The sequence below is a fragment of the Nitrosomonas ureae genome (assembly GCF_001455205.1).
Classification (GTDB): Bacteria; Pseudomonadota; Gammaproteobacteria; order Burkholderiales; family Nitrosomonadaceae; genus Nitrosomonas; species Nitrosomonas ureae.
On sequence record NZ_CP013341.1, the window covers coordinates 422,237 to 434,912 of the forward strand.

Below are 12,676 nucleotides of genomic sequence, written 5' to 3' on the forward strand. Positions count from 1 at the left end.
CGTAATGCCATGAACTCGTTTGCCGATAAAACAGAGAATCCAACGACTGACGAATATCTGAAAGTTAGTCTGAATGAGGTTTTGGATAGATTAAATAAAAACCCAAACGCCTTACAAAGTGAGGAAGCATTCGTCCATGCTGTCATCACTGTGCGCAATGCAATGATTAACGAGAAACTGACCAAGTGGTTGATTGGCTTAACTGCGATAGTTGCAATCGCTACCGCGCTATTAGTGATTGTCCCATTCTTCACTCCTTCATTTGAAGCCAAAAAATTAGAGACTGAACTGATTGCAACTAAAACTGCATACAATGACTTAAAGATTGAATTAGTGACGTTAAAAAATCAATTGCGTGAGTCACAACAAACCATGTTGATCCTGAAGAATCAGATTGAGAAACATCATCGTGATAATAGTCAGAAGAATCAGGAAGAATAAATACAGCATCATTCATCACGAGCACATGAACCATGTTTCCTGCCAGCAAAACTGCAAGATCCAGTCTGAATTACTACAACTTAATTATGTTTATGTGACAACACATTATGAATACAGATAAATTTAGAGAATCGGCACAAGGCTTTGCAAAAAGTCCATTAGGAATAATTGCGCTTTTTATAGTGCTTGTGTACGGATTTGCGTCACTTGTTGTAGGTTTAGGGCAAGGCATCTCAGAGCACATCACACCCCTGGTCTACTTCATGGTTTTCTTCCCCGTAATAGTATTTTGCGGATTTCCTTGGCTTGTTGCCAATCATCACAATAAACTTCATGGACCCTCTGACTTTAAAAATGAAGATAATTTCATGAAATCCCAAATGACATCCGTTGCATCCCTCGTCACTGCAACTGCCAAACATTCTGGGCATGATGGTGAATTACCTGAATCCCAACTTCGGGAAATTGTGAGCATTGTTTCTAATGCGAGTAAAAGTCAAATATCAAGCGAACGGAGAAACCGGGTTTTATGGATTGATGACCGCCCAGAGAATATCGTTCATGAGGTCCAAGCCTTCCAAGCACAAGGTGTTGAATTCTCTCTGGCACTCTCCCACCAATGAAGCCCTTGATATTCTTAAGACCAACAAGTTCGCCGTTATAATTTCCGATATGATGGGACGCAAAGAAGGGCTCAGTAAGAATACTTGCACCAGATTTCAATAATGATTTGACTCAATCATTGAATGAGCAATTATTGGAATTCTGGTACCGTAAGAATTGCCAAGTTTCCTGACTCTCAGAGCGATAGACCGTCAATAGTGTCATTCCCTGGATCTGTCGGTTATTTGGCAATATCTATCGGTGAGGTTTCACCTCGCCATTGTCTGTGACCCAAGAAGGGCCTGATCGCTTATCTCATTACTGTCTTGTCCCGGCAATCGGTTTCGGTGAATCCCTATCAATAACATCATTCAAAAATAGGGAGCTGAGAATGGATGACAATCATCATGGCATAGTTGGAGGAGTTGATACCCACAAAGACATACATTTCGCAGCCGTAGTCGATACTTACGATCGAGTGCTTGCCAGTAATTCTTTCCCCACAACACGGCAAGGATACAAATCAATGCTGATGAATTGGATGCAATCTTTTGGTGAGGTCAAGCGCATTGGAATAGAATGCACTGGGACTTATGGTGCGGGTTTGCTAAGGTATCTGCAGCAGTTTGACGTCGAAATTTTAGAAGTTACCTCACCTGATAAAATGGATCGACGCAGACGCGGCAAGAACGATACAATCGATGCGGAAAATGCGGCCCATGCTGCATTTGCTGGAATACGAACCGTCACACCTAAAACACGAGATGGCATGGTGGAGTCGTTACGAGTTCTAAAGGTATGTAGGAAGACTGCCATTGCAGCTAGACGTATCGCACTCCAAATGATCCAAATGAATATTATTTCCGCACCAGAGTCGATTCGGGAACCGCTCCGTGCACTGACTCGCATGCAATTAATCCGTACTCTTGTCACTTGGCGGCCAGATCTGGGCGGGTATCGTAATATATCAACTGCATACAAAATCGCATTGAAATCTCTTGCACGGCGATATCTGGAATTGCATGATGAGATTGCGGATCGGGATGTCATGATCTCAGCCATAGTTGATGAACTTGCTCCCGATCTGATTGCAGGTAAAGCCATTGGTTATGAGTCTGCTGCACAATTACTCATTACCGCGGGAGACAATCCGGATCGATTAAAATCCGAAGCTAGCTTTGCCGCATTATGCGGTGTAAATCCAATTCCTGCTTCCTCGGGCAAGGTCAATAGACACAGATTGAATCGCGGCGGTGACAGAGCCGCTAATAGTGCACTGCATATTATCGCTATTGGACGACTGAGGACGGACAATAAAACTAAAGAGTACGTTGATAAAAGTTTGACACAAGGGCATACGAAACTTGAGGCGCTGCGGTGCCTTAAACGCTATATTGCGCGAGAAGTTTATTACATTCTGAAAAAACGCAACAATCTTATCAATAGTATCCAAATTGCTGCTTGACATTTAGAAGGGCATCCGCGGATCGCAGTATTCCAGCGGGGAGTACTGAAGGCTTCTGGAGGAAATACTTGGCTTTATCGGCAGCATGAGCCGCACCGGTAATTGTTTCGATAATGCTGTGGCTGAAAGTATCGAAGGCAACCTTAAACGGGAGCGAATCCACTGGCGGCACTACCATACCCGTCATGCAGCACAGCAAGATGTGCTGCAGTATATTTCCATGCTTTATAACAGTCATCGGTTGCATTCATACTTGGGCTACAAAAGCCCGAATCAATATGAAACGGAAACAGAAATATTGAGAAAAATCGCTTAACTGGGTTGTCCGCTTTTTACTTGACCAGATTGTGTTTTACTTAATAGCCCACCCAGCATCAAATATAAGATTTGAAATGATTTGGCTAAAGCGCTTGGAGAATACATCTGAAAGACCCTCGCGAGGTGTAAAATCGATAAGCGTTTCAGCTTTAATAATTTCACGGGCAACATACTCCGCATTACCTATAGCGTCAGTAAGTCCCAAATCAATACTTTTCTGACCGGTCCAAATAATCCCACTAAATATATCTGGATCATTCTTCAGGCGCTCTCCTCTTCCTTGTTTAACAACCTGGATAAACTGCTCATGCACTTCACGTAATAATTTGGTAGCATGATCCATTTGAATAGGATCCAATGGCGAAAAAGGATCTAAAAAGCTTTTATTTTCGCCGGCAGTTAACAAACGTCTTTCAATACCAAGTTTCTCTAAAGTACCTGTAAAGCCAAAGCTATCCATCAGTACACCAATGGAACCGATCAAACTTGCTTTATCTACATATATTTTATCTGCTGCAACTGCTATATAGTATCCCCCGGACGCACATATATCTCCGACAACTGCGTAAAGAGGAATATCTGGATATTTAGCACGCAAACGGCGTATCTCATCGTTAATATATCCTGCTTGAACTGGACTTCCTCCAGGACTGTTTATTCGCAAAATAACACCCTTCGTGTTTTTATCTTGAAATGCTGATCGTAAGCTGCTATTAATCTTATCAGCACTGTTCATACTCTCAGTGGTAATCGTTCCTCTTAAATCTATCACTGCAGTATGTTTGTCTGCTAGTCTAACTTTCCCATCGTCAATCCAGCCTAATGCAAAAAATAATAGAATAAAAAGATAGAGAAAAGTAACTAGCTTAAAAAATATTCCCCATCTACGCGCGCGCCTCTGCTCATTTAAGGAAGCTAAAGCGAGATCTTCGAGTAAATCTCTTTCCCAATCTCCCTTCTTTAGATCGTATTCTTTCATAATCATTCTACCCATAAAAACAGAAGTTAAGAACTTAAACCAACTAATGATAAAGAAAACTTACAATCATGCATGATATATGTTCGGCATGATCTCAATCGAAATAAGGCAAAACATTAGTATTCGTGAATAAAAGAAATCGGATAACTTAATTTTTCCTATTTCAAATTTAGATTCTCGTCATTTACAGCGGAGTGTCTATTTTTTTCTTATTACCGCCAAAATGAAAAAACCCATCACAAATTAAAGTGATGGGTCTTGTTATTGAGTGCCTGGCGGTAACCTACTTTCACATGCGAATACACACTATCATCGGCGCAGCTTCGTTTCACAGTTCTGTTCGGGATGGGAAGAAGTGGGTCCAAAGTGCTATGGCCGCCAAGCGTAACTTATTAATTAAATGATATTATTATCATTTAATTTTAGAAAAAGTAAATAAGGTTAGAAAAATTCATAAAAATTAATTAAATTATTATAGTTATAGGATCAAGCCGCACGGTCAATTAGTATCGGTTAGCTCAACATATCACTATGCTTACACACCCGACCTATCAACGTCGTAGTCTTCGACGAACCTTTAGGAGGATTAAATCCTCGGGAAATCTTATCTTAAGGAGAGTTTCCCGCTTAGATGCTTTCAGCGGTTATCTCTTCCGCACATAGCTACCCGGCGATACGACTGGCGTCATAACCGGTACACCAGAGGTGCGTCCACTCCGGTCCTCTCGTACTAGGAGCAGGTCCTCTCAAATTTCCAGCGCCCACGGCAGATAGGGACCAAACTGTCTCACGACGTTTTAAACCCAGCTCACGTACCACTTTAAATGGCGAACAGCCATACCCTTGGGACCGGCTACAGCCCCAGGATGTGATGAGCCGACATCGAGGTGCCAAACTCCCCCGTCGATATGAACTCTTGGGAGGAATCAGCCTGTTATCCCCGGCGTACCTTTTATCCGTTGAGCGATGGCCCTTCCATACAGAACCACCGGATCACTATGACCTGCTTTCGCACCTGCTCGACTTGTCAGTCTCGCAGTCAAGCACGCTTTTGCCATTGCACTATCAGCACGATTTCCGACCGTACTTAGCGTACCTTCGTACTCCTCCGTTACAATTTGGGAGGAGACCGCCCCAGTCAAACTGCCTACCATACACGGTCCCCAATCCAGATAATGGATCTAGGTTAGAATCTCAACAACACCAGGGTGGTATTTCAACGTTGACTCCACAAATTCTAGCGAATTCGCTTCAAAGTCTCCCACCTATCCTACACAAATGTTATCAAAATCCAATGTAAAGCTACAGTAAAGGTGCACGGGGTCTTTCCGTCTAGCCGCGGGGAGATTGCATCTTCACAAACATTTCAACTTCGCTGAGTCTCAGGAGGAGACAGCGTGGCCATCGTTACGCCATTCGTGCAGGTCGGAACTTACCCGACAAGGAATTTCGCTACCTTAGGACCGTTATAGTTACGGCCGCCGTTTACCGGGGCTTCAATCAAGAGCTTTCACCCCATCATTTAACCTTCCGGCACCGGGCAGGCGTCACACTCTATACGTCCACTTTCGTGTTTGCAGAGTGCTATGTTTTTATTAAACAGTCGCAGCCACCAGTTTATTGCAACCTTATTTTGCTTCATGCGCAAAGCACTACACATACTAAAGGCACACCTTCTCCCGAAGTTACGGTGTCATTTTGCCGAGTTCCTTCTCCTGAGTTCTCTCAAGCGCCTTAGAATTCTCATCCCACCCACCTGTGTCGGTTTGCGGTACGGTCTTCATTCAACTGAAGCTTAGTGGCTTTTCCTGGAAGCATGGTATCACTCACTTGGCACCCCTAAGAGTGTTTCGTCATCACGCCTCAATTAAATTGCCCGGATTTGCCAAAGCAACATATCTACACGCTTAAACCGGGACATCCAACACCCGGCCGAACTAACCTTCTCCGTCCCCACATCGCATTGAACAAAGGTACTGGAATATTAACCAGTTTCCCATCAGCTACGCATTTCTGCCTCACCTTAGGGGCCGACTTACCCTGCGTCGATTAACGTTGCACAGGAAACCTTGGGTTTTCGGCGAGGAAGCCTTTCACTTCCTTTATCGCTACTCATGTCAGCATTCGCACTTCCGATACCTCCAACAACCTTTACAAGTCATCTTCACAGGCTTACGGAACGCTCTCCTACCATTTACATAAATGTAAATCCCTAGCTTCGGTGCACAGTTTGAGCCCCGTTACATCTTCCGCGCAGGACGACTCGATCAGTGAGCTATTACGCTTTCTTTAAAGGATGGCTGCTTCTAAGCCAACCTCCTGACTGTTTATGCCTTCCCACTTCGTTTCCCACTTAACTGTGTCTTGGGGACCTTAGCTGAGGGTCTGGGTTGTTTCCCTTTCGACACCGGACGTTAGCACCCGATGTCTGTCTCCCATGCTTACACTCTTTGGTATTCGGAGTTTGCAATGGTTTGGTAAGTCTCAATGACCCCCTAGCCATAACAGTGCTCTACCCCCAAAGGTGATACATGAGGCACTACCTAAATAGTTTTCGGAGAGAACCAGCTATTTCCAGATTTGTTTAGCCTTTCACCCCTACCCACAGCTCATCCCCTAATTTTTCAACATTAGTGGGTTCGGACCTCCACGAAGTGTTACCTTCGCTTCATCCTGGCCATGAGTAGATCATCTGGTTTCGGGTCTACACCCAGCAACTAATCGCCCTATTAAGACTCGCTTTCGCTACGCTTCCCCTATGTGGTTAAGCTTGCTACTGAATGTAAGTCGCTGACCCATTATACAAAAGGTACGCAGTCACTCTTTCGAGCTCCTACTGTTTGTATGCATGCGGTTTCAGGATCTATTTCACTCCCCTTCCGGGGTTCTTTTCGCCTTTCCCTCACGGTACTGGTTCACTATCGGTCGATTACGAGTATTTAGCCTTAGAGGATGGTCCCCCTATCTTCAAACAGGATTTCACGTGCCCCGCTCTACTTATTTCAATCCTAGTTCCACATCTGAACTTTCATCTACAGGGCTATCACCTGCTATGGCTTAACTTTCCAGAAAATTCGATTAGCTCAAGATGCTAAATATTGAAGGCTGATCCCATTTCGCTCGCCACTACTTTGGGAATCTCGGTTGATTTCTTTTCCTCTGGTTACTTAGATGTTTCAGTTCTCCAGGTTTGCCACACTTAACCTATATATTCAGCTAAGGTTGATTCTTGCTTAATTTGCTTTTATACAACTCAAAAGCCTATTAAACAAGAATCGGGTTTCCCCATTCGGATATCTTCGGATCAAAGTTTGTTTGCCAACTCCCCGAAGCTTTTCGCAGGCTTCCACGTCCTTCATCGCCTGTAATCGCCAAGGCATCCACCACATGCACTTATTCACTTGATCCTATAACTTTAATAACTTAATGCCATAAAAATTAAAGATATTGATGATTTTAAATCCATCATCAATACAATAAAATTATAAGATACAATCTAACCCCAATCTTATTTGTAGTAAAAATATTACTTTACTACAAACAAAATATTTTACTTTTCCATTTTTTTAAAGAACAAAATTACATATATTTTACATGCATCACTAATATCTAGTTAAAGCTCACCCCATCATCAACTTTAGAAGTGGTGGAGGTGAACGGGATCGAACCGATGACCCCCTGCTTGCAAAGCAGGTGCTCTCCCAGCTGAGCTACACCCCCTTCATTTTGTTGGTGGGTCTGGGTGGACTTGAACCACCGACCCCACGCTTATCAAGCGTGTGCTCTAACCAACTGAGCTACAGACCCCAAATCGAGTCTAAGCATCATCTATCTCCCTGATAAACTTATTTTACAAAAAGCTTTCCAGATCTTAGCTCTGCCTATTAAAACAATCGATAAGTGTGGACACTTAAATAAAGCTCTCTTGAAAGGAGGTGATCCAGCCGCAGGTTCCCCTACGGCTACCTTGTTACGACTTCACCCCAGTCATGAACCTCACCGTGGCAAGCGCCCTCCTTACGGTTAGACTACCTGCTTCTGGTGAAACCCACTCCCATGGTGTGACGGGCGGTGTGTACAAGACCCGGGAACGTATTCACCGCGACATGCTGATCCGCGATTACTAGCGATTCCGACTTCACGGAGTCGAGTTGCAGACTCCGATCCGGACTACGACGCGCTTTTTGAGATTGGCTCCCTCTCGCGAGTTGGCAACCCTCTGTACGCGCCATTGTATTACGTGTGAAGCCCTACCCATAAGGGCCATGAGGACTTGACGTCATCCCCACCTTCCTCCGGTTTATCACCGGCAGTCTCATTAAAGTGCCCAACTTAATGCTGGCAATTAATGACAAGGGTTGCGCTCGTTGCGGGACTTAACCCAACATCTCACGACACGAGCTGACGACAGCCATGCAGCACCTGTGTTTAGATTCTCTTTCGAGCACAAATTCATCTCTGAATATTTTCTAACATGTCAAGGGTAGGTAAGGTTTTTCGCGTTGCATCGAATTAATCCACATAATCCACCGCTTGTGCGGGTCCCCGTCAATTCCTTTGAGTTTTAATCTTGCGACCGTACTCCCCAGGCGGTCAACTTCACGCGTTAGCTTCGTTACCAAGTCTAATAAGACCCAACAACTAGTTGACATAGTTTAGGGCGTGGACTACCAGGGTATCTAATCCTGTTTGCTCCCCACGCTTTCGTGCCTGAGTGTCAGTGTTAACCCAGGGGGCTGCCTTCGCCATCGATGTTCTTCCATATCTCTACGCATTTCACTGCTACACATGGAATTCCACCCCCCTCTGCCACACTCTAGTCTTGTAGTTTCAAACGCAATTCCCAGGTTAAGCCCGGGGATTTCACATCTGACTTACAAAACCACCTGCGCACCCTTTACGCCCAGTAATTCCGATTAACGCTTGCACCCTACGTATTACCGCGGCTGCTGGCACGTAGTTAGCCGGTGCTTCTTCTGTCGATACCGTCATGAATTCTGGGTATTAGCCAGAATTTTTTCTTCTCAACTGAAAGAGCTTTACAACCCGAAGGCCTTCTTCACTCACGCGGCATTGCTGGATCAGGCTTGCGCCCATTGTCCAAAATTCCCCACTGCTGCCTCCCGTAGGAGTCTGGGCCGTGTCTCAGTCCCAGTGTGGCTGGTCGTCCTCTCAGACCAACTACTGATCGTTGCCTTGGTAAGCCATTACCTTACCAACTAGCTAATCAGACATCGGCCGCTCCAAAAGCATGAGGTCTTTCGATCCCCCACTTTCCTCCTTAGATATTATGCGGTATTAGCACATCTTTCGATGCGTTATCCCCCACTTAAGGACACGTTCCGATGTATTACTCACCCGTCCGCCACTCGCCACCAGATGCAAGCATCCGTGCTGCCGTTCGACTTGCATGTGTAAAGCATGCCGCCAGCGTTCAATCTGAGCCAGGATCAAACTCTTAAGTTCGATTCTGTTAACTCTTTCGCTTGACATTTCGATAATTGACATAACTTCTTAATTTATCAATACCATTTATTTCTTGCGAATACTATTTTATTTTTGAGGATTTAAACCTCTTCACTTTATTAAGTATCCACACCTATCGATTGTAATTTTTTAAAGAGCGTTGCTGCTTTACTTATTGATACTTGCTAAGCAGCAGAGAAGCGGAATTATACAGACTCTATAATACGGGTCAAGATATTTCTAACCTTATTTTTGTAATAAAAACCCAATTAACCCACCTATATTAAAAAACTCTCAGGAATACAATCACTCAGCTCTCAGCTACCAATGAAAATCCAGCTCATTTGACTCCTTGTTTAAGACTCGCCTCAATAAAGTTATTTAAATCCCCATCTAATACATTTTGTGTGTTTCCCGCTTCAACATTTGTACGTAAATCCTTTATCCGCGACTGATCCAATACGTACGATCGAATCTGATGCCCCCAACCAATATCCGTTTTGTTTTCTTCTATGGCCTGTTTCTCCTCATTGCGCTTACGTAACTCTGCCTCAAATAACCTAGACTTCAACATTGTAAGCGCATCCGCCTTATTCCGATGTTGTGAACGGCCACTTTGGCATTGCACAACTATTCCTGTGGGATTATGTGTGATACGAATAGCGGAATCTGTTTTATTAATGTGCTGTCCCCCAGCTCCGGACGCTCGAAACGTATCAATCCTTAAATCTGCCGGATTGATTTCTATTTCTATACTATCATCAACTTCCGGATAAACGAAGACACTGGAAAATGAAGTATGACGGCGGTTACCAGAATCAAACGGCGATTTTCTAACTAGTCGATGCACACCGGTTTCTGTCCGCAAAAAACCATACGCGTATTCACCAGAAACTTTTAAAGTAGCACTCTTGATACCGGCAATGTCACCTGGTGACTCTTCCAAAATTTCAACATCAAAACCTTGCCTTTCACAATACCGCAGATACATACGCTCAAGCATCGCGGCCCAGTCCTGCGCTTCGGTTCCTCCAGAACCTGACTGTATATCCACAAAACAATTATTCGGATCCATTGGACCGGAAAACATGCGCCGAAATTCCAGGTTTGCTATAGTTTTTTCAATATTTTCGGCATCAAGCGAAATACTGACTAGCGCTGCCTCATCCGCTTCATCTTTAGCTATTTGAAATAATTCCTTAGCATCGCTAAGTTGCTTCTCCATAGACACTAACGTAACCACAGTATCTTCCAGCGATTTTTTTTCACGACCTATTTCTTGAGTACGTTTACTGTCACTCCAAACTGTTGAGTCCTCAAGTAATCGTGTTAATTCATTCAGTCGAGTTTGTTTGGAATCAAAGTCAAAGAAACCTCCGTAACTCACTGGCCCGACTATCAATATCCTGAAGGCGATTTGAAATTGCATTAATTTGTTCAGCTTCCATAAACTCCACCTAGAATTAAATTTAGTAATTATAACCACTGCTGAATAAAAGCTCACACACCTTCCTTAAACTCAAACAACCACAATAAGTATTTATACTGAATAAATAAATACCCACACACCAATAACCTCAGACAAAAGACACACAAAAAATTATAATTACTGCAATAATTTTATCAAACTTGCTTCACCAATCAGTTTTCTAACAAGAATCATAATGACAAAGTTTTTTGCTTTAATTCCAGCTGCAGGTTCAGGATCTCGCATGGATAGCGAACTCCCCAAGCAATATTTACTCTTGAACAATAAGCCTTTGATTTATCATTCAATAAATACACTTTATCATAATAAGCTTATTACAAGCATATTTGTCGTGCTTGCCCCCGACGATTACAACTGGATCAAACATGACTGGTCAGAGTTTTCTGACAAATTGATTGTACTTAACTGTGGCGGTGCAACACGAGCTGAAAGTGTGTTAAATGGACTCACTATAGCAAAGCAAAAAAACTTGGTTGATGCCAATGATTGGATTCTAGTGCATGATGCTGCCAGACCTTGCTTAGCTGCGGCTCAACTGGACAAATTAATTAGTGAATTATCTCACGATGAAATAGGTGGGTTATTAGCAGTACCTGTATCTGATACCTTAAAACGTAGCAATATCGATAATCTCGTGATGTGCACCGAGCCCAGAGAAAATTTATGGCAAGCACAAACACCGCAGATGTTTCGCTACAAGTTACTTACCAAAGCACTACAGAATGCTAAGAAACTCCACATTACTGACGATTCAAGTGCAATCGAAGCGCTAGGACTCCATCCCAAACTTATACTGAGTGATACTTACAATTTTAAGGTCACTTATCCTAAAGACTTGGCATTAGCAGAATTAATTATTCATCAAAGGAACAATCCGTGAGTACGATAAGAATAGGTCAAGGTTTTGATGTACACCAACTGATCGAAGGCCGCCATTTGATTATTGGTGGCGTCACAATCCCTCACGATAAGGGATTATTGGGTCACTCTGATGCAGATGTATTACTACATGCTATTTGCGATGCCCTTCTTGGTGCCGCAGCATTGGGAGATATTGGAAAACATTTTTCTGATTCCGATCCTCAGTATAAAAATATCGATAGCCGATTGTTATTACGCAATGTACATCGCTTATTGGAAAACTCTCGGTATAAAATCATTAATATTGATGCAACTATTATTGCTCAAGCTCCTAAAATGGCACCGCATATCCCAGCCATGATTAGCAATGTTGCACAGGATCTAAGAACCCAAGCCGGTAATATCAATATTAAGGCGAAAACTGCTGAACGTTTGGGCGCAATTGGCCGTGAAGAAGGTATCGCAGCCGAAGTCGTATGCTTAATTGATCATATGGGAAAGAGATTTTGATCAAGAGTAAAAAAATAGAAAGAAAATCAATCCGAGTATTTTTTGCGATTTTTCCTAACAAACAGGTACAAAAACAATTGATATACCATAGTGAAATGCTTGAATCCATTTATGGTGGCCATAAAATTAAAATGCAGCATCTTCATATGACATTGCTATTCCTGGGGGATATCAATATCCACCAGATTCAAACACTACAGCAAATCGCAAAAATTATATCAGCAAAAAAATTTGAGCTTAAATTAGACATAATCGGTTATTGGAAGCACAACCATATCATTTACATTAAAGCAAAAGAATTTCCTGCAGAGCTCTTTTCTCTTACTGATTCGTTAAAGATTGCGCTATCAGAAAATGGTTTCGTATTTGACAATCGTGCCTATAAGCCACACATTACTATACTCCACAAAACCATTTGCCACATTAACACTAACATGATTAAACCTATTCAATGGTATGTCAATCAATGGTTCCTCATACAATCGCAACCAACACACAATGGGGTAGAATATATTCCGCTCAATCATTGGTATTTAGAATAAGC

Annotated in this window: 8 protein-coding genes, 2 tRNA genes, 3 rRNA genes and 1 pseudogene; 7 read left to right on the forward strand and 7 right to left on the reverse strand. The window is 43.0% G+C overall.

Annotated features, from left to right (window positions below):
• Positions 1–9 precede the first annotated feature (9 nt).
• From ATY38_RS02005 to ATY38_RS02020, 4 genes and pseudogenes are all read left to right on the forward strand, one after another.
• Positions 10–441 (forward strand): hypothetical protein, encoded by a 432-nt coding sequence (locus tag ATY38_RS02005; RefSeq protein WP_062557820.1) that lies wholly within the window; start codon positions 10–12, stop codon positions 439–441.
• A 107-nt stretch (positions 442–548) separates the two neighbouring features.
• Positions 549–1,064, forward strand: a complete 516-nt coding sequence (locus tag ATY38_RS02010) for a hypothetical protein (RefSeq protein ID WP_062557821.1) — start codon at positions 549–551, stop codon at positions 1,062–1,064.
• Positions 1,065–1,435: 371 nt separating this feature from the next.
• Positions 1,436–2,509, forward strand: a complete 1,074-nt coding sequence (locus ATY38_RS02015) for an IS110 family RNA-guided transposase (RefSeq protein WP_062557822.1) — start codon at positions 1,436–1,438, stop codon at positions 2,507–2,509.
• Between the two features lie 16 nt (positions 2,510–2,525).
• Positions 2,526–2,825 (forward strand): annotated as a pseudogene (locus tag ATY38_RS02020) (IS3 family transposase); the annotation flags it as partial.
• A gap of 36 nt (positions 2,826–2,861) precedes the next feature.
• On the opposite strand, the gene ATY38_RS02025 reads toward ATY38_RS02020, so the two are convergent.
• The 7 genes from ATY38_RS02025 to prfB form a co-directional block, all read right to left on the reverse strand.
• Positions 2,862–3,806 (reverse strand): S49 family peptidase, encoded by a 945-nt coding sequence (locus ATY38_RS02025; RefSeq protein ID WP_062560057.1) that lies wholly within the window; start codon positions 3,804–3,806, stop codon positions 2,862–2,864.
• 270 nt (positions 3,807–4,076) lie between these two features.
• A 5S ribosomal RNA gene (gene rrf, locus ATY38_RS02030) occupies positions 4,077–4,189 on the reverse strand.
• 99 nt (positions 4,190–4,288) lie between these two features.
• Positions 4,289–7,213, reverse strand: a 23S ribosomal RNA gene (locus ATY38_RS02035).
• Between the two features lie 237 nt (positions 7,214–7,450).
• A tRNA-Ala gene (locus ATY38_RS02040) sits at positions 7,451–7,526 on the reverse strand.
• A gap of 10 nt (positions 7,527–7,536) precedes the next feature.
• Positions 7,537–7,613 (reverse strand) — tRNA-Ile (locus ATY38_RS02045).
• 121 nt (positions 7,614–7,734) lie between these two features.
• Positions 7,735–9,272: ribosomal RNA gene (locus ATY38_RS02050) — 16S ribosomal RNA — on the reverse strand.
• The 16S, 23S and 5S rRNA genes sit together here with 2 tRNA genes alongside, the layout of an rRNA operon.
• A gap of 340 nt (positions 9,273–9,612) precedes the next feature.
• A protein-coding gene (gene prfB / locus ATY38_RS02055) for a peptide chain release factor 2 (RefSeq protein ID WP_143023441.1) occupies positions 9,613–10,720 on the reverse strand; the annotation gives its coding sequence in 2 pieces (ribosomal slippage) (positions 9,613–10,638 and positions 10,640–10,720; 1,107 coding nt in all).
• 216 nt (positions 10,721–10,936) lie between these two features.
• On the opposite strand from prfB, the gene ispD reads away from it, so the two are divergent.
• From ispD to thpR, 3 genes are read left to right on the forward strand one after another with little or no spacing between them, the layout of a single operon-like run.
• Entirely contained in the window at positions 10,937–11,641 is a 705-nt protein-coding gene (ispD, locus tag ATY38_RS02060) for a 2-C-methyl-D-erythritol 4-phosphate cytidylyltransferase (RefSeq protein ID WP_062557823.1), read from the forward strand.
• Positions 11,638–12,132, forward strand: coding sequence for a 2-C-methyl-D-erythritol 2,4-cyclodiphosphate synthase (gene ispF / locus ATY38_RS02065; RefSeq protein ID WP_082632982.1), 495 nt, complete (start codon positions 11,638–11,640; stop codon positions 12,130–12,132). The genes ispD and ispF overlap by 4 nt, the downstream gene beginning before the upstream one ends.
• Positions 12,129–12,674: an RNA 2',3'-cyclic phosphodiesterase gene (gene thpR, locus ATY38_RS02070; protein ID WP_062557824.1), complete on the forward strand. Its 546-nt coding sequence runs from the start codon at positions 12,129–12,131 to the stop codon at positions 12,672–12,674. The genes ispF and thpR overlap by 4 nt, the downstream gene beginning before the upstream one ends.
• The last annotated feature ends 2 nt before the right edge of the window (positions 12,675–12,676 follow it).

Coding starts and splice junctions, on each gene's coding strand:
- ispD (WP_062557823.1), top strand. CDS start 10,937: ATGACAAAGTTTTTTGCTTTAATTCCAGCTGCAGGTTCAGGATCTCGC.
- ATY38_RS02005 (WP_062557820.1), top strand. CDS start 10: ATGAACTCGTTTGCCGATAAAACAGAGAATCCAACGACTGACGAATAT.
- ATY38_RS02015 (WP_062557822.1), top strand. CDS start 1,436: ATGGATGACAATCATCATGGCATAGTTGGAGGAGTTGATACCCACAAA.
- ATY38_RS02025 (WP_062560057.1), bottom strand. CDS start 3,806: ATGAAAGAATACGATCTAAAGAAGGGAGATTGGGAAAGAGATTTACTC.
- ATY38_RS02010 (WP_062557821.1), top strand. CDS start 549: ATGAATACAGATAAATTTAGAGAATCGGCACAAGGCTTTGCAAAAAGT.